This window comes from Brucella sp. HL-2, assembly GCF_025846885.2.
Lineage (GTDB): Bacteria > Pseudomonadota > Alphaproteobacteria > Rhizobiales > Rhizobiaceae > Brucella > Brucella quorumnocens.
The window spans coordinates 1-17,196 of record NZ_JAOYTK010000028.1; the positions used below are offsets into that span (position 1 = coordinate 1).

Here is a 17,196-nt window from a genome sequence, read left to right on the forward strand (position 1 = left end):
ACCTATGACGAGCTGTGGAGAGCCCTCGGCTCCGTCTGCGATCTGTTTTCGCCACAAGAGTGCCGAAACTTCTTCAAAGCAGCTCAATGTGTTGCATGATTAGCGCCCGACGCTCTAATCGCTACCAGAACACTGATTGCAGGCCTTATACTCATCGTCATAATCCGGTTGCGCGGTTTGAAGCTGCCGACTGATGCCCTCACTTGGAAGCGCTTTCTGTTTCAGGCCTGCCTTAACAGCGTCGTACCCTTTACCGCGATCGCATGGGCGGAGCAGACGACTGATGCAGGTCTTGCAGCGATCCTTAACTCAACGACGCCGATCTTTACATTTCTCATCACGCTCCTGATCACACGACACGAAGCTGTAACCAGCCGCAGGCTGTTCGGCATTGCGGCAGGTCTTGCGGGCACCAGTCTCATTATCGGCGTGCAGGCGCTTGCTGGACTGGGCAACGAATTGTGGGCACAGCTTGCAATTGTCGCTGCGACTATCTGCTATGCAGGTGCCGCCATCTTTGGCAGAAATTTTAAGGGCCTTGATCCGATGTTGCCTGCAGCAGGGTCTCTCATCAGCGGCGCGATCATTCTGATCCCGTTGAGCCTCGTCATCGACCGACCATGGACCCTGACACCCAGCGCTAACTCGCTCTTCGCATTGCTCGCCCTTGCTGTGTTTTCGACCGCGGCGGCTTTCACTATATATTTCCGGCTTATTCAGACGTTGGGTTCGGTCGGCACCACAGCGCAAGCCTATCTCCGCGTCCCCATCGGTGTCGGTATTGGCGTAACCTTTCTGGGAGAAAGGTTGACATCAACCGCATGGTTGGGATTGGCATTCGTGATTGCAGGCGTCGTCGCGATGACATTACCAGCGAGGCGAATACCGTAAAAACTTGGCTGGTCTCTCAATCGGACAAACAAAAACGCCGCCCCTTTCGAGGCGGCGTTTTCTAAATTTCAGTAAGTCACTGAGCTTAGTTCAGGTTGGTCTTAACCTGACCGAGCGCATCCTTGAACAAGGTGCCTGCTACCTTCGTATCAACCTTGTCGGCAACGATCTTGCCGGCAGCAGCGATCGCCAGATCAACAGCCGAAGCGCGGACTGCATTGATTGCATCGGTTTCAGCGGTTGCAATCTTCTGCTCTGCGAGCTTGTTGCGACGAACAACAAATTCCTCAGTCGAGCGCTTTGCGTCTTCAAGAAGCGCCTTTGCTTCGCGTTCAGCAGCGGCGACGATGTCACCAGCTTCTTTCTCCGCTTCCTTGCGCTTGCGATGATATTCAGCAAGAAGCTGCTGAGCTTCTTCGCGCAGAGTGCGGGCTTCTTCCAGTTCCTTCTTGATATTCTCGGCGCGCTCATCGAGCGAGCGTCCGATCATGCCTGGAACCTTCAGGTAAACAATCAGTGCAATGAAGAGGAGGAGGGCAATAAACGCCCAAAATGTTGAATCCATTGTCGTCTCCTCAGGCGTTTGCGGATTTGACTGCTGCGGTCACGTCGGCCTTATCGGTCTTGGTTCCCAGAAGCTGTTCAACGATCGCAGACGTGGTTTCTTCGGCGATAGTACCGACATCGCTCATGGCCTTGGCCTTGATTGCGGCGATACGTTCTTCCGCTTCAGCAAGCTTGCTCTCAAGAGCGGCTTCCGCAGTGGCGCGTTCGGCCGCTGCTTCGCCCTTGCCCTTTTCGCGAGCAGCTTCGGCAATCGAAGCGGCCTTGGTGCGGGCAGCAGCCAATTCCTGCTCGTAAGCAGCAATGGCGTTGTCTGCATCCTGCTTGAGGCGGGCAGCCTGCTCCAGATCCTGTGCGATACGGTCACGACGATTTTCAATCACGCCGCCGATACGTGGCAGAACCACGCGAGACAGAAACAGATAGAAAAGACCGAAAGTGATCGCCAGCCACAGAAGCTGTGATGCGTAATGGGTGGAATCGAACGGCGGGAATACGCCGCTGCCGTGTCCGGCATCGTGCGCGACCCCGGTTTCGGTGTGCACAGCATCGGCTGCGCCGTGCTCACCAGCAGCTGGTGCCGGTTGCGATTCGGTGGCGGTTTGGGCAAACGCCGTGGACACGAACATCCAGATTTCCCCTTCAATCCAGCATGTTCTTTCCCGGAAAGAAGTCCCGGATTTATAGAAACATGCTCACTTAGACGTCATATGCAAAGGCCAGCCGCGCTGCATTTCAAGATACAGATCGCGGCAGGCCAGTTTCTTGCGACTGTTTATTAAACAGCGAAGAGGAGCAGAAGCGCGATGAGCAGCGAGAAGATGCCCAGAGCTTCCGTCACAGCGAAACCGAACACGAGACGGCCGAACTGGCTGTCAGCAGCGGATGGGTTACGCAGAGCGCCCGAGAGATAGCTACCGAAAATGTTGCCGAGGCCGAGAGCCGTACCGGCCATACCGAAACAGGCGAGACCGGCGCCGATGTACTTTGCTGCTTCCGCTTCCATGTTAAAGCTCCTTCTGGATTGCAAATTAGTGCGGATTTCTGTTCTGGCGGAAACCCGCCGGCGAGAACCTCAAAGCGCTTCGTTTTTTATTTTACCAATACGAGGCGCTTTAAATATTTTCATTACGCATGTTGTTGTCGGAAAACCGGTAACCCACTTTTCCGCAACATGCTTTAGTGACCCGGATGTACTGCGTCGTTGATGTACATGCAGGTAAGAACGGTGAAGACGTAGGCCTGGAGGAATGCAACCAGGAACTCAAGCGCGGTGATCGCGACCGTCATGATAAGAGGCAGGATCGCGCCACCAACACCAAGCGCACCAAGCGAACTCAGCGAGACAACGAAGCCTGCAAAAACCTTGAGCGTAATGTGGCCTGCCAGCATATTCGCAAAAAGACGAACCGAGAGGCTGATTGGACGCGAGAGGAACGAGATGATTTCAATGGCGACGACCAGTGGCACGATAATGCCCGGCACACCGCTTGGCACGAACAGCTTGAGGAAGCCAATGCCATGCTTGTAGAAACCGTAGATAATCACAGTGCCGATGACGAGCAGCGACAGAGCAAACGTCACGATGATCTGGCTGGTGACCGTATAAAAATAAGGAAACAGGCCGATAAAGTTCGCAACCAGAATGAACATGAACAGAGAGAAAACGAACGGGAAGAACTTCATGCCCTTCGACCCGGCCGAATCTCTCAGGCTCGATGCCACAAATTCATAAGCCATTTCCGAAACCGACTGAAGGCGGCTTGGGATCAGTCCACGGCTCGACGACGTGAAGTACAGAAAGCCTGACGCAAGCACCACCGTTGCGACCATGAAGGCCGAAACATTGGTGAACGACAGGTCCAAACCACCGACGTCGATCGGAATCAACCGGGAAACCTGGAACTGATGGATCGGATCGTTGGCCACCTTTACCTCGTCTGTCGTTCCTGCCCTAAGGCGTTTAATTCTCGGGCGAGAGGCCCGCATGTCTTACGTGTCTATACGCGAACATTTTCGTGATGTCCGCGAAGACTTATTCCTTATCGCTCTTTTCCACGCTAGACTTAATATTGCCTTGATCGGCAACATAACCTGCGGAACGGAGCACGTTGAGGGTGCCAGCACCGAAGCCCAGAAGGAGAAAGATAATTAACCCCCATGGCGACGTGCCTGCGTAACGATCAAGAAACCAACCGATCAACGCGCCGACCACAATACCAGCAATAAACTCGCTGGAGAGTTTCATGGCTTGCGCGACGGAACTGGATGTTTCCGACCGTTCATCCTCGGAAGCCGGTGGCTTAAACATCCCCTTTTTGGCCAGTTCGGCCTCAAGGCGGTTCAAACGCTGATCCAGCCCCCCGGAAACAGTTTTGCGTTCCACATCCCTGCCTACACCGGATGATTTTCCGGGCTCAGTGCCGCTCGTCATTGGCAGCTCCTTTTTGCAAGAAATGCGGGCCGTAAAAGCCCATTTCCAAGTTGCGCGCAACATATTGACACACCGCGCGCTAGTCAAGGCGGTCAAGCAGTTGCTTCAAAAGGTTTTTTATCTAGGAAATGCAATGATTTAGCCGATGGTGCGACTCATTTTCCGTCCAAAGTCAGAGTTCATGCAGCAATTCGGCCTCAAAATTGGAATCGAATTGAGCGAACCTCGGCACATAGATTCATCAATGTGCATCCGTTTCAAGCGACGTTCGAGACAAATAAATGTGTCCGAAAGTGATTTCTTAGCCAACTACCTGAACATACGGCAACAATCAGCTCCAGCCACCGCCATAGGTGCGGTAAAACACATGAAGACCAATCTTAGTCATCTTCTTCATTGTAGGTGCCCAGAACGGGCTGACATAGGTCGCGTGATAATGGGTAGAGGAACCAACTTCCGGTAGCCAAATCTGACCAGCCGTCACTGTCTTGGCGACCTGCTGTGCCATACGCCATTGTGGCATCTCGGTTACGCGATGCTTTTGGCCGTCGCAGGCAAATGAGAACTGGCATGCATTGAGCCAGTTACGATTCTGATAAACCACATCGCAAATGGTTCCCGGATAAGCCGGGTTCCGCACACGGTTGAGTACGACCTGCGCTACGGCGACCTGCCCTTTTACGTTTTCGCCACGCGCTTCATAATAGACAGCTTCCGCGAGACATTTCTGCTCTTTCGAGCCAAACGATTCTGCGGGCAAAGGCGTTGCCGCCCATGCGTGATCCTGATCACTGATCGGCGGCACAAAACGGCCCGCGTCGGCTTCTGGCGTCAGAATGCTTTCGAAGGGCGATGTCTTGCCGTAGTCCGGCTTAGAAGGCGCATAGCCCAACGCGAGAACGTCGGGCTCATTGTTGTTGATCAGCTTTGCCAGTTGCACAGGCATGTCCTGTTTGGGTTTGGGTGGTTTGACCGCGTGGAACGCCATTGCGATCTCAACCTCCTTCCCTTCGATGCTGGATTTTGAGAAGGCCATACGCGCATCAATCTTTTCACGCGGCGCTGTGATCATGCTGATTTTCTCAAACATGCTGCCAGCATTGAAAGCCCGCGCCGGAGCCTTAGGCTTCACCGAAACGATACGGTCGGTCTTGTCCGCACGATTGATGCGGTTTTCATCCGGATTGGGATCATCGACGCCAAGTTTTGCTGTCTTCTGTCCGCCGGAAAGCGCGACGCGGCCAATGCCCGGCACCTGAATGCCGGTGGTGGCGATGCTGCCTGTGACTGTTGTTGCATCCACAAAAGGCATTTCTGCCTGATGCAGCGAACCAACCGGAGCTTTGGCGACAAAGGCTGTCCAGCGATGACCAGCGACATCTGCGGTCGGCACAAGGCTTGCCATGTCCTGAAAGGCGATTGCATTGGAGTTGAACAGGTAGGTAATCGCTGCCAGCATGAGCGGCACGAAGCGATGTGGCTTGCGCACAACCTGACGTGGCTTTGCACGCACAGCGTAATAGCGACCATCCTCGGGGCAATAGCCCGTTACCGGATAATGCCATACCGGCTCGGCAACGGCCTTAGACCGGCCAAACAGCGCTCGTATGGAACCAAGACGCACCGCAAACTCCACTCGCAACGATTACTTAACTATAGCGAATAATGGAGTATTAACCTTGATGGATGGTTAACGCGTTTTTGTTTACCCTTTGAAAATATTGATTAATTTTGAATTAACACAGCTCGGGAAGGTTTGTTTTCATTTGCTTTTTTAGCCGTCCCAATAGCAAATGCATTTGGGCAGGAGCGTGCTGGATTTATCTGGAATGCAAAAGGAATTTAAAATGATTGGCAAAAAGACATTGAATGCAGCGGCGGCAGCACTAATTGCCCTCCCCTTTCTGCTTTCAAGTCCTAATGCTGAAACCTTAGATCGCGTCGTGATCCTTACCGACACACCCAAAATTACCCGGTGGGCCGTCATTCATCAGGAGCCCGATCCGGCTCATAACGATCCATATTATCACTTGGAAGCGTTCGAGCATAAGAAGGGCGCTCAGCCTTGGGAGTTCAAACGGCTTGCACATCATATAGTGATCACTGGCGAAGCGCTGGAGAAAAGTCGCAACAATAAACGTGCCGGAACATATGCCTACAAGGATGTCGAGTTTTGGGTCACATACAAAATGTGGCGCGACAATCCAGAAATCCGTGCGCAAACGCCCGTTTGTGAAACGAGCCTCAAAGACTGCCTTGAACGCGCCACAGACCAAAAATAAGCGACCTATATGATCAAGAAAATCCTTTTCGCCGTAGTTCTCATCGCTGTCGGCTTGTTCGGCTACACCAAGGTCATGGCACGCATCGGTTCAGGTGAGCCGCCACAACTTCTGCCCGCAGAACAACAGGCGGACGCCATCAAGGTCTATAAAGGCGAGCGTCGGATGACGTTGCTACGCAATGGTACTGTGATTGGCACCTTTCGAATCGCACTCGGCGGCAATGGCGACGGTGGACATAAGAGCCGTGAGGGAGATCAGAAAACGCCTGAGGGCGCATACATCATTGACTGGCGCAATCCACGCTCGATGGCCCACCTAAGCCTGCATATTTCGTATCCGAACAGTGTAGACCAGAGTGTCGCCGATACAGCCGGCTATGCACCCGGCGGCAATATCATGATCCATGGCCTGCCCAATGGCTGGGGCGTGCTTGCTCCTGTGCACCATCTTTGGGACTGGACAGACGGCTGCATCGGCGTGAGCAACACGGAAATGCGTGAAATCTGGTCGAAGGTACCAAACGGCACGCCAATCAATATCTTACCCTAAGAAATATGTGTTAAGCTCATAGCTACACATAGTCATGGAGGGTATTGGTGACCGGGATGATTAAGACGGCATCCATTTTGGGACTCATGTTAAGTGCATTGCTTACGTCAGCCCATGCCGCATCAGCGAAATCGGCTTGCGACGGCGTGACGACAACAATCAGCACACAGCAGAAAGCAGATTATGCAGCGCTGATTGCCAAAAGCTTTGGCAAGAAGGTCAAGCCAGCCTCGGTTACAATCAATTCGTTCATGCAATATGACAAGTGGTCGATTGTTTATGCAGACGTGGCAGTTGCCGATCCCGGTTACTTCTTCTTCGATATTTCATCGAATGTCCCAAAATTCAAAGATGTTTGGGGCGGTATCGCTGACGAAAGTGAAATGCCGGAGATTGTGAAATGGGCCAAGGGCATTGGCGCTAACGAAAAGATCGCAGAATGTTTTGCAAGAACCGTCGCCGATGCCTGAGTTGAGGCGCGACCAGATCAAACCGGCCGCTTAACCGCCCAACGTTCAATATCGGCGCTCTGACCAATCAACGCCAGACCATTGGCAATCGAATCAAACTGGTTCGAGCTTGTGACCATGGCGTCGGGGAAACGCTTTTCGAAAGCCTCACGGATGGCAGGCACGAAGGATGTGCCGCCTGTCAGGAAGACCCGATCAATGCCATCGAAGGTAAGTTCGGCCTTTTCAACAGCCTGCTCTACTGATTGCTCGATATTGGCCACGTCATCTGCAATCCAGCTATCAAAATCGTTGCGCGTGATATCGGACCTAATTTCGAAATCATCTGCCTTGAAATGAAGCTCAGATATTCTTTCCGAAGATAGCCGCACTTTGAGATTTGAGACAGCGCGATAAATCTCATAGCCATAGTCGTTCTCGATCAGGTTGATGAAATGTTCGAGCGGTTCAGGATCGACAGCATTCTTGGCAAGATCGGTGAGAGCGCGAATGGTTGACGGCGAGTTCATGAGAAACAGCGTGTTCCATCGTGCGAAGTTCGCATAATAATGACGCGGTATCGGCAAACGTTTGCCGAAAGATTTATATTCGCCATTTTTACCCAGAAGCGGTGAAACCGCATTGTCGATGATGCGATAATCGAATGTGTCGCCCGCAACACCGAGACCCGTCTGGCTCAGCGGCGTGAAACTCAGACCCTCAGCTCCAACTTCAAAACGAACGATAGAAAAATCGCTCGTACCGCCACCAAAGTCGGCAACCAGAACAGTCGATTCGGCTTTGAGTTCCTGCGCATAGAAATATGCCGCTGCAACAGGTTCATACACATAATGGATATCGGTGAACCCAAAGGCACGGAACGCTTTTTCATAGCGCTGCATGGCCAGTTCTTCATCAGGAGACGCTCCCGCAAAAATAACCGGACGACCAACGACGACACGATTGCCTCTGGGCGGAAGCTTGTCGCCCAGGCGGGTTGCGACTGATTCTAGAAAAGTCTCTAGAATATCTTCGAACTTGAAGCGTTTGCCATAAACGGGTGTGTCGGTGAAGGACTTCTGCGCGGCAAACGTCTTGAAGGATTGAAGCATCCGTGTCGAATGCGGCGCATTGACGAAGGCATCCATTGCCCACGGACCGCTTTCTGAAGTGCGCTGTCCTGTTTCGCGGTCCTGCCAGAAGCAAAGAATCGAACGATAGCCGGTGATGTCGACGCCATCTTTCGGCACACTCAGCACTGCAGTCGTACCATCAGGGGATGCCAGAGACAGAACCGTATTGGTGGTGCCGAAATCGATGCCCAAGGTCACGCCATTAAACTGGCTTTCGCTCTGGCCTTGTTCAGCTTTCGTCATGGTCTGCCTCTGATATGTGGGAAATTTCAGGAGGCGGCGGATTAGCAGACGAATATGAGTTTCTCAAGCCACGAAAGGCGAATAAGACACTGTCGCAACTTATGCCGCAAAGGAAAAGCAATGTCCCGCTTTGAAGGAACCACCGCAATTGTCACGGGTGCAGCACGCGGTCTGGGTGCAGCACTGGCATTTTCCCTCGCGGAAGCCGGATGCGATGTCGTGCTTTGCGGACGAAATCTGAACGCGCTTCAAGAAACAGCAAAAAGTATTGCGGACAAAAGCGGACGCAGCGTGAAAACCGTTCAAGTCGATCTTGCTGACATGAAAAGCGTTGCAGCGGCCATCGAAACCATCAAAGAGAAACACGCGACAATCGATATCTTGATCAACAATGGCGCGATGTGGCTCGAAGACCGGAAAGTAGACTATTCGATCGCGGAAGTCGCGGGCGTGATTAATGCGGCCGTGACCGGAACATTTCTGTTTACACAGGGGCTACTCCCCCTTCTCAGTCAATCATCCGGTCCGGATATCGTGACGATTGGATCGATTAGCGGCCTGTCAAATGCGCCGCTTCAAACAGTCTCCGTGCCGTTCTATGCAGCAAAGCGCGCCCAGGCAGCATTGGCAGATGGCTTGCGGCAAAAACTCGCTAACACGCCCGTTCGCTCAATCGTCGTACATCCGCCTTATCTCGAAGACGCCTCGCCGCTTGATGAAAGTTGGGAAGCTTCATCCAAACGGCACAAGGGTGAAGCAGCCACCAGTCGCGATATTGTCGAATCCGTTCTGTTTGCGCTAACGCGTCCGCGTCATGTGTCGCTATCGATCACGGTCGATGCCGATGAGGGTGGCGTGTTTGCCTGAAACGGGATTATCGATCTCGCACAAATTCCCCGACGAATTCGCGCACCGTCGCGAGAATTTCATCCGACAGTTCCGCATCATCAACGATGCGGGCTGTTCCAACAGCGCCCGTCATCAGACACGAAAGAATAATCGCCTTGCGACGCGCCTCTGCATCGCGCGTATCATCAAGCCGAGCGATTATGGTGTCGAGGTTGGTTTTAATCCGTGCGGTTGCCGCCGCGCGACACTTGTCGCCACTGCGTGCCATATCTGCGGTGAGTGCGGCGAATGGGCACCCGCTTGCTACATCGTCTCTATGCTCTGAGCTGAGATAGGTTTCCACATATTCGCCGATAGGGACCGTCGCAGGGTCTTTCCCCTTGGCCCTCGCGCTTGCTTCCCATGCATTGAATGCCAGCTCCATAGCTTCGACAACCATGTCCTCACGAGAGGCAAAGTGTTTGTAGAAACCGCCAACCGTCAGCCCTGCCTCTTTCATGAGGTCGGCCACACCGATGCCTTCCAACCCTTTTTCGCGCAGACGACGCGCTGCGACTTCTACGATACGATCGTGGGTCTTCTGTTTGTCGAGCTGGGAATGGCCCATAAAAATTCTCCCGATTTCGTGACTTGACGTTCTGGATTACATACATAATCTTTATGGATGTCAATCATAATCCACATTGGATAAACCCCAGGAGACTGAAATGCGCCTGAACAACAAGGTTGCCGTGATCACCGGCGGTAATAGCGGTATTGGATTTGCCACCGCCAAGGTATTTCTCGATGAGGGCGCAAAGGTCATTATTACCGGCAGAAATCCGGAAACACTTGCCGCAGCTCAAAAGGAACTGGGCAACAACGCTTTTGCACTAAAACTCGATGTCACCGATGCTGCGGCAACCGAAGCCGCTTTTACGGAAGCTGCGCAAAAGTTCGGTCGTTTTGATGTGGTTTTCGCCAATGCTGGTATTGGTGGTGCAACACCGCTCGGTCAGACAAGTTTTGAGCAGTTCAATCAAATTATCAGCACCAATCTGACGGCAGTCTTCTTCACAGTACAGTCTGCCCTGCCTCATCTTAATGACAATGCATCCGTCATCCTGAACGGTTCGGTCCACGCTGTGCTTGGCGTTCCGGGATGGGGTGCTTATGCGGCATCCAAAGGTGCGGTGCGCGCATTCACGCGCAATTTCGCAGCAGAACTTGCGCCGCGCGGCATCCGTGTAAATCAGGTGACGCCGGGCGCAACCAAAACACCGATCTGGCATTCTTCTGCGCCGACACCAGATGCAATGACAGTTCTTGAGGCTCAGCTTGGCAGCAGAAGCGTTACGGGCAGGATGAGCGAACCGGAAGAAATCGCCCGAGCTGCGCTCTATCTCGCTTCCGACGAATCCACCAACGTGACCGGCATAGAAATCACTGTGGACGGTGGCATGACCGGAGCGCCTGCAGGTGCCAAGGCATCTCGCGGCGATTAAAACTTAAAGCAAAAGCCCGGGATCGTGTCCCGGGCTTTTGCTTTGTTCTGCTGCATTTCTTAATCAGCGAAAGCAGCAGTAGCTCTCGTCAGAAATGCTTTTAGCGCTTCTTTTTCGCACGGCCCGCGAACGGATTTTCCGATGTCTTGAGCGACAGGCGGATCGGCACGCCCGGCATTTCAAATGTCTCACGCAAACCGTTGATGAGGTAACGCACATAGGATTGCGGCATCGCATCAGGACGCGAGCAGGAGACCACAAAGCCTGGCGGGCGGGTCTTGATCTGCGTCATGTACTTGACCTTGAGACGGCGTCCCGAAACTGCCGGTGGCGGCTGATGCGCAATAACCCCTTCCAGCCAACGGTTCAGGCGACCGGTCGAGATACGACGGTTCCAGATTTCATGGGTCTTGACCACATTCTCCATGAGCTTGTCCAGCCCCTGGCCGCGCTCACCGGAAATCGGCACAGCGCGAAGACCACGTACCTGTGGCAGAAGCCGTGCGGTCTTTTCGTAAAGATCTTCCAGAACCATCTGGCGATCTTCGATCAGATCCCATTTATTGAACGCGATAACCGGCGCACGACCTTCGCGAATAATCAGATCGGCAATCTGCAAGTCCTGCTTTTCAAACGGGATTGTTGCATCGAGCACGATGATCACAACTTCAGCAAAGCGAATAGCACGCAGACCATCGGCTACGGAAAGCTTTTCAAGCTTTTCCTGCACACGCGATTTGCGGCGCAGACCAGCGGTGTCGAACAGCTTGATGTTGCGTCCACGCCATTCCCAGTCAACGGAAATCGAATCGCGCGTGATACCGGCTTCGGGGCCCGTCAGCAGACGGTCTTCGCCGAGCATGGTGTTGATCATTGTGGACTTGCCTGCATTCGGGCGTCCAACAATGGCAATGCGCAGTGGCTTGGTCGTATCGTATTCCGGAATGATTTCTTCATCCGGGTCTTCGATATCATCACCGATCAGCTCACCAACCGCTTTAGGTGTGAAGGCCTCTTCCGCAGCTTCTTCTGCACGCTGATCTGCAAATGCACGTTCTTCGCCCAGAAGCTCGACAATCGCGTCGCGCAGATCAGGCATGCCCTGACCATGTTCAGCAGAAATCGCGCATGGTTCGCCTAAGCCGAGCTGGAAAGCATCGTACATGCCGGTTTGCGCGCCGCGTGCTTCCGCCTTGTTGGCAACCAACACAACGGGACGACCGGAACGACGCACCAGTTCAGCAAAAGTGCTGTCAGCAGGCGTCAGGCCGGCTTTGGCATCAATCACAAACAGAATTGCATCGGCTTCAGAGATAGCAGCCTCAGTCTGGGCGCGCATGCGTGCTTCCAGGCTGTCATTGGCTGCATCTTCGAGACCCGCAGTATCGATGACCTGAAACTTCAGATCGTAAAGCTTGGCATCATGGATGCGCCGGTCGCGCGTAACGCCCGGCAAGTCATCGACCAGCGCCAGCTTGCGGCCGACGAGGCGATTAAACAGTGTGGACTTGCCGACATTGGGACGCCCGACGATGGCGAGAGTGAAACCCATGGGTTCGTATTACTCCGGAGGTAAGCGCGGTTTAGCCTTGGGCTTCCGGCAAATTGATACCGGCGCCGCGCATGAGATCTAGCATTGTATTGGCCCGCTGGCGGATATTCGCCGGAGCCAGAGTGTCATTGGCAATCTGCTGATAAAGCTTGGCAGCATCGTCGAAACGCTCCGCCTTCCATGCTGCCAGACCAAGAGCCTCGCGCGCGCTGGAGCGCATTGGATTGCCATCTGCCGAAAGCGTTTCAACGCGCTTTGCGACATCATCATAAGAACCAGAATCAACGAGCAGATAAGCTGCACGCAGACGGGCCACATCACGCATTGGCGCAGGTACGGCATTGTCGGCAGAAACAGCATCAAAGGCTGCAACAGCTGCTGTCACATCGCCCTTTTCTGCCTGAACGGAGGCAGCGCGCAGACGAGCCAGCACTGGATAAGAGCCGTAACCGGTCTTTTCCAGATCATCGAGTGCCGCAATAGCTTCATCGTTCTTGCCGGAAGAGGCCAGATCGAGTGCTGCCAGGAACTTGTCACCGGAAGCAGAGGCTTTGCTGTCGGTCCAATGCTGATAGCCAACCCAGGCGGCCGTACCAATGACAACCGCAACCGCAGCACCGATCACGACCGGGCCGAAGTTTTTCCAAACCTGCTTTGCCCGTTCTGAACGGAGTTCCTCGTTTACCTCGCGAATGAAACTGTCGTCTGCCATGGACCTGCCATCTTTAGTGGAGCGCGACACTTGTGGAGCCGCGCTCTAAAAACCGTTGATCTTAATTTATCTATTCTGGCGCTTTTAGTCGGAATTCGCGCCATATGTAAGACCTGTCGGCGAAATAAGCTGTAAGCGCAAGAAACAATGTGCATTTGCGTCGGAGCTTCGCCATATTTTGTGACTAACAGGCAACTTTTCCAGCCAGATTGCGTTCATTCCCCCATGCGTCTCATCACTCCCGCCGTCATCATCGCTTCCGCACTCGCTGCAAGTTCCGTCGTCGCTGAGACGACGAAGCCGCAATATGTGCTGATTTCGTTTGACGGAGCGCATGACAACAAGCTTTGGACGCGCTCGCGGGAGCTGGCAAAAAACAACAACGCACATTTCACCTATTTCCTGTCCTGCGTCTTTCTGATGACCAAGAAGGACCGTCGTGATTACCAGCCACCGCATAAGCGTGCTGGTTCATCCAATGTTGGTTTTGCATTAAGCGACGATGAGGTTGTGACCCGCCTCGATAATATCTGGCAGGCACATCTGGAAGGCAACGAAATCGCAAGCCATGGCTGTGGCCATTTTGATGGCACCAACTGGTCAACCGCAGACTGGGACAAGGAAATCAGGGAATTCCGTCGCATCACGGCAGATGCCTACAAAAACAATGGTATCGAAGGCGAACCCGACGGCTGGCAGGAGCTGGCCCGTAAAGGCATCAACGGCTTCCGCGCGCCTTATCTCGCAGCCTCCAAGCCCGTGCAGGATGCGTTGAAAGCCAATGGCTTCCGCTATCAGGCATCGTCCATCACACGTGGACCGGAATTACCGCAGATAAATAGCCGGTTTGCATCGTTTGGCCTGCCGCTTATTCCTGAAGGTCCATCCCAGCGCGTTATCGTCGGCATGGATTATAATCTCTATGTTCGTCACTCAAAGGGCAAGGAAGCACCAGCCCAATCAGCCGAATTTGAGGAACGCGCCTACAAGGCGTTTCGCGCCGCTTTTGACAAGCAATATGAAGGCGAGCGCATTCCGTTGCAGCTCGGTTTTCATTTTGTGCTGATGAATGACGGGGCCTATTGGCGCGCCATGGAACGGCTGGTGTCGGAAGTCTGCAATAAGCCAGATGTTAAGTGCACGACCTATAATGATTATCTCAACAGCACCGACTCCCCGAGCGGCCATGCCACGCAGAATCGATCATAACACCAGAGCTTGGTGTGCAGTTTATGCCGACAGCCCGAGATTTTCCTGATCCAGTGCAGGCACTAGCGGCCCATCAATCGCTGCCTCAAAACCGCGCAAGCGCTTGTAGATTGAAAGCAGTTCAATAATCGTCGTCCATGAGTTGACGAGATATTGGAACGAGGTTCGCACCTGCTCGAAAACGTTGGAAATCTGGCTCATTAGACCCAGCGTCAGCTTACCCGCGACAATAGAAGGAATGAGGATCAGCAGCGGAAAGATATTATCCGCCTGTAGATAGAAAATGCGCGCGACATTGAAATACACATAGTGGAAGTAGAGCCGGAAATAATTGTGGCGCACATTTGAGAACAGCTCGCCCATGGTTATAGGCTCAGCGCGGTTCTCGTGGTCTTCGCCGTAAACAAGCTCCTTGCGATATGCCGCTTCCACACGCTGATTGTTGTATTCAAGACCCGGCAGCTTGATACCGACGAGCGCCAGAAAGGCGGTCCCGAAGATCGCCCACACAATAGCGGCCCAAACCAGCGCATGCGGAATAGTGCCAATAATCGGAAGTTCGCTGACCTTTTCCGAGAACGTAAAAAGCACCGGCAGAAAGGCGATCAGTGTCATGACGGACTTTACGAGGCTGACACCAAGCTGTTCCAGCGTCGTGGAAAAGCGCATCGTATCCTCTTGCACGCGCTGGGCGGCACCTTCGATATGGCGCAGTTTCTGCCAGTGCAGCATGTAATAACTGTTCATGGCCGTGCGCCAGCGAAAGATATAATGGCTGACGAAGAACATGCTCAGGACGCCAATCGTGATCGCCAGAAAAGCGATGCCCGCGAAGTCCAGTGCGCCCCAGTAAAAATCGGCGGCCGAAACGGCACCCGGCGTACCCAGAGCTTTTTGCACCATGTCATAGAATGGCCCATACCAGGCATTGACCGCAACGCTGACCTGAACGCTGAAGTAAGTCGTAAACAGGATGAGAGCCGAGCCAAGGATCGACCAGCGCTGCCATGGATGCGGTGAGAACCAAGCCCATAAAGTGTAGAACGCCAGCGCCACCACCGCGAAATAAACATAGAACCACAGGAATGGTGCCGACCAGAAGATGCTCGCACCGATGATGGGGGCTGCATCAGCTGCTGCAGGTGGCAATCCGACCATGCCGCCGAGTTTAGCGCCCCCTTCATACCAGCCGAGCACAGCAAGGATGGTCCAGAGAAGTGCGGACGAAAAGAAGAGCTTGGGACGCGGGAAAAACGATACAAACATCGGGAAATCCAAAAATGCAATTCTGCATTTATGAAATGCCTGTCCCGCATCCTTTACCAGTTAAATTTTTGTAAGGTTTCCCGTCACTTGGCGGCTCTCACAGCAGCAAGCCTAAAGCAGCAGACGATTATGTCTTACGAACAGGCACGCTGTCGGGCTGGGCCGAATGCAGGAAGTGCAGCAGCGTCTCATTGACCGACTGCAGGCGAAAAGCCGTATCACGCCAGCTGAAATCGATATCCTGTGGCACTGGTGTCAAACGCTCCGGTGTGTCGCTTTCATCCAGATTGCAATTGTGGATTACCGATTGCAGCGACCGTGCGATCCATTCAGGTGGTGAGGCTTCTTTCTTGCGCAGCGCATTGCCAAGCGCCTCGCCAAACAGCAAAGCAGATGCATAAAGACGAATGCCGCGGCGATCATAGCGGCCTGCCATTTCACTGACTTCACGCGCGACGAGCCGTCCACGCAAGGACCAGCGCGCATTCGACCGCGCTAAAGCGATACCGTCGCCCAGAGCATTCAGCGCGCGCTGCGCCTGCGTGAACTGGTTTATTGCGCTTTGGGCATGGACAACGTCCTGCTTTTCAAGCGCTACCGCTGACTGTTTCAAGCCTTTCAGGATGTTATCGACAAGCCCACGCACGGCCCTGTCAATCAGCCGTACCGGATCAGGTGTCACCAATATCTGGCTGAACAGTAGACCAATGCCAGCGCCCACCAGCACATCGATGAGGCGTGTCATGCCCGCGACCTGCGGACCCATCGCCAGCACAAGAATGGCGGAAACGCCGGATTGGATGGCTATTGCCGGCGCCAAGCCGAAGGTCGTTGCAAGCACCATCGCGATGCAAGTGACAACGCTCATATGCAGGACCGGAATTGTTTCCGGCAAAAGCAACGAGAGTTCGCCGACCACAACCCCCGTTGTGACACCGGTAATGACACCGACTGCCTGTTTTCCGTGATTGGGCAGATTAGGTGCCAAACAGATAACTGCCGTCACCATTGCAAAGACGGGTCGCGGCTGGCCGAGCATCCACTGACAAACCAGCCATGCAACCGCACCGGCAACGGAGGCAATCAGCGCATCGCGCCAACTGACCGACCATTGCTGGAAAACTCTGTCTAACCGCTTATGCATGATTTGGCCTGCCCGCTATCGTCATGTGAAGACATATTATCTAAGGCAAACCTTGAGATGCTCAAGCTTTGAAGAACATCTCGTATTGATCGGGCTTGAAGCCGACAGTCAGCTTGCCAGCCTTATCCAGTACCGGCCGCTTGACCATAGAAGGCTGCGCCAGCATCAGCTCGCGTGCCTTCGCAGCATCGACATTCTGACGCTCGCCATCTGGCAGTTTGCGGAAGGTTGTGCCTGCACGATTGAGCAGTTTTCCCCATTCAATGTCTGTCAGAAAGCGGTCGAGTGTCGCAGCATCGAGGCCTTCCTTCTTATAGTCGTGGAAGGTGTAATCGATGCCATGATCTTCAAGCCATGTGCGCGCCTTCTTCATGGTGTCACAGTTTTTGATACCGTAAATGGTCACGCTCATTTCCGACTCCTTTGATCTCG

General features: G+C 53.6%; 19 protein-coding genes and 1 pseudogene. 7 read left to right on the forward strand and 13 right to left on the reverse strand.

The features are described 5' to 3' along the window. Nucleotides 1-99: 99 nt before the first annotated feature. Nucleotides 100-891 (forward strand): annotated as a pseudogene (locus OIV19_RS19830) (DMT family transporter); the annotation flags it as partial. A gap of 85 nt (nucleotides 892-976) precedes the next feature. On the opposite strand, the gene OIV19_RS19835 reads toward OIV19_RS19830, so the two are convergent. The 6 genes from OIV19_RS19835 to OIV19_RS19860 all read right to left on the reverse strand — a co-directional run bounded on the left by OIV19_RS19835 (nucleotide 977) and on the right by OIV19_RS19860 (nucleotide 5,513). Then, entirely contained in the window at nucleotides 977-1,456 is a 480-nt protein-coding gene (locus OIV19_RS19835) for a F0F1 ATP synthase subunit B (protein ID WP_095446115.1), read from the reverse strand. A 10-nt stretch (nucleotides 1,457-1,466) separates the two neighbouring features. Next, on the reverse strand, nucleotides 1,467-2,084 hold the full coding sequence (locus tag OIV19_RS19840) for a F0F1 ATP synthase subunit B (RefSeq protein ID WP_095446114.1): 618 nt from the start codon (nucleotides 2,082-2,084) through the stop codon (nucleotides 1,467-1,469). Nucleotides 2,085-2,233: 149 nt separating this feature from the next. Further along, complete coding sequence (locus tag OIV19_RS19845; RefSeq protein ID WP_007632966.1) at nucleotides 2,234-2,461, reverse strand: F0F1 ATP synthase subunit C; 228 nt, start codon at nucleotides 2,459-2,461, stop codon at nucleotides 2,234-2,236. 173 nt (nucleotides 2,462-2,634) lie between these two features. After that, nucleotides 2,635-3,384 carry a F0F1 ATP synthase subunit A gene (locus OIV19_RS19850; RefSeq protein ID WP_095446113.1) on the reverse strand — a complete coding sequence of 250 codons (750 nt, stop codon included), beginning with the start codon at nucleotides 3,382-3,384 and terminating at the stop codon, nucleotides 2,635-2,637. Between the two features lie 106 nt (nucleotides 3,385-3,490). Continuing rightward, a complete protein-coding gene (locus tag OIV19_RS19855; RefSeq protein ID WP_095446112.1) occupies nucleotides 3,491-3,889 on the reverse strand; it encodes an AtpZ/AtpI family protein in 399 nt (132 codons plus the stop codon). A 331-nt stretch (nucleotides 3,890-4,220) separates the two neighbouring features. Next, nucleotides 4,221-5,513 carry a cell wall hydrolase gene (locus tag OIV19_RS19860; protein ID WP_191794047.1) on the reverse strand — a complete coding sequence of 431 codons (1,293 nt, stop codon included), beginning with the start codon at nucleotides 5,511-5,513 and terminating at the stop codon, nucleotides 4,221-4,223. A 223-nt stretch (nucleotides 5,514-5,736) separates the two neighbouring features. Here OIV19_RS19860 and OIV19_RS19865 point away from each other — a divergent pair, with 223 nt between their 5' ends. The 3 genes from OIV19_RS19865 to OIV19_RS19875 are packed head-to-tail and all read left to right on the forward strand — an operon-like array spanning nucleotide 5,737 to nucleotide 7,193. Next, entirely contained in the window at nucleotides 5,737-6,171 is a 435-nt protein-coding gene (locus tag OIV19_RS19865; protein WP_264233264.1) for a DUF5086 family protein, read from the forward strand. Between the two features lie 9 nt (nucleotides 6,172-6,180). Then, complete coding sequence (locus OIV19_RS19870; RefSeq protein WP_264233266.1) at nucleotides 6,181-6,723, forward strand: L,D-transpeptidase family protein; 543 nt, start codon at nucleotides 6,181-6,183, stop codon at nucleotides 6,721-6,723. A 56-nt stretch (nucleotides 6,724-6,779) separates the two neighbouring features. Continuing rightward, nucleotides 6,780-7,193: a hypothetical protein gene (locus OIV19_RS19875; protein ID WP_264233311.1), complete on the forward strand. Its 414-nt coding sequence runs from the start codon at nucleotides 6,780-6,782 to the stop codon at nucleotides 7,191-7,193. Nucleotides 7,194-7,210: 17 nt separating this feature from the next. Here OIV19_RS19875 and OIV19_RS19880 read toward each other — a convergent pair whose 3' ends face one another. Next, the gene (locus OIV19_RS19880; protein WP_264233267.1) at nucleotides 7,211-8,548 is read right to left on the reverse strand and encodes an Hsp70 family protein; all 1,338 of its coding nucleotides are present in this window, start codon (nucleotides 8,546-8,548) and stop codon (nucleotides 7,211-7,213) included. A 120-nt stretch (nucleotides 8,549-8,668) separates the two neighbouring features. On the opposite strand from OIV19_RS19880, the gene OIV19_RS19885 reads away from it, so the two are divergent. Further along, entirely contained in the window at nucleotides 8,669-9,415 is a 747-nt protein-coding gene (locus OIV19_RS19885; RefSeq protein WP_264233269.1) for an SDR family NAD(P)-dependent oxidoreductase, read from the forward strand. A gap of 7 nt (nucleotides 9,416-9,422) precedes the next feature. On the opposite strand, the gene OIV19_RS19890 is transcribed toward OIV19_RS19885, so the two are convergent. After that, nucleotides 9,423-10,004, reverse strand: a complete 582-nt coding sequence (locus OIV19_RS19890) for a TetR/AcrR family transcriptional regulator (RefSeq protein WP_264233271.1) — start codon at nucleotides 10,002-10,004, stop codon at nucleotides 9,423-9,425. A 100-nt stretch (nucleotides 10,005-10,104) separates the two neighbouring features. Here OIV19_RS19890 and OIV19_RS19895 point away from each other — a divergent pair, with 100 nt between their 5' ends. Then, nucleotides 10,105-10,881: an SDR family NAD(P)-dependent oxidoreductase gene (locus tag OIV19_RS19895; protein ID WP_264233274.1), complete on the forward strand. Its 777-nt coding sequence runs from the start codon at nucleotides 10,105-10,107 to the stop codon at nucleotides 10,879-10,881. Nucleotides 10,882-10,981: 100 nt separating this feature from the next. Here the strand turns inward: OIV19_RS19895 and der are convergent, their stop codons facing one another. Both der and OIV19_RS19905 read right to left on the reverse strand, forming a co-directional pair. Beyond that, nucleotides 10,982-12,433, reverse strand: coding sequence for a ribosome biogenesis GTPase Der (gene der / locus OIV19_RS19900; protein WP_095446104.1), 1,452 nt, complete (start codon nucleotides 12,431-12,433; stop codon nucleotides 10,982-10,984). 31 nt (nucleotides 12,434-12,464) lie between these two features. Beyond that, complete coding sequence (locus tag OIV19_RS19905; RefSeq protein WP_095446103.1) at nucleotides 12,465-13,145, reverse strand: tetratricopeptide repeat protein; 681 nt, start codon at nucleotides 13,143-13,145, stop codon at nucleotides 12,465-12,467. Between the two features lie 225 nt (nucleotides 13,146-13,370). Between OIV19_RS19905 and OIV19_RS19910 the strand changes: the two genes are divergently transcribed. Next, nucleotides 13,371-14,354, forward strand: a complete 984-nt coding sequence (locus OIV19_RS19910) for a polysaccharide deacetylase family protein (protein ID WP_151091322.1) — start codon at nucleotides 13,371-13,373, stop codon at nucleotides 14,352-14,354. A gap of 21 nt (nucleotides 14,355-14,375) precedes the next feature. Here OIV19_RS19910 and sbmA read toward each other — a convergent pair whose 3' ends face one another. The 3 genes from sbmA to OIV19_RS19925 form a co-directional block, all read right to left on the reverse strand. Further along, nucleotides 14,376-15,620, reverse strand: coding sequence for a peptide antibiotic transporter SbmA (gene sbmA / locus OIV19_RS19915; protein WP_264233277.1), 1,245 nt, complete (start codon nucleotides 15,618-15,620; stop codon nucleotides 14,376-14,378). Nucleotides 15,621-15,747: 127 nt separating this feature from the next. Further along, nucleotides 15,748-16,764, reverse strand: coding sequence for an FUSC family protein (locus tag OIV19_RS19920; protein ID WP_264233279.1), 1,017 nt, complete (start codon nucleotides 16,762-16,764; stop codon nucleotides 15,748-15,750). A gap of 61 nt (nucleotides 16,765-16,825) precedes the next feature. Continuing rightward, on the reverse strand, nucleotides 16,826-17,176 hold the full coding sequence (locus OIV19_RS19925; protein WP_264233281.1) for an ArsC family reductase: 351 nt from the start codon (nucleotides 17,174-17,176) through the stop codon (nucleotides 16,826-16,828). Nucleotides 17,177-17,196 lie beyond the last annotated feature (20 nt).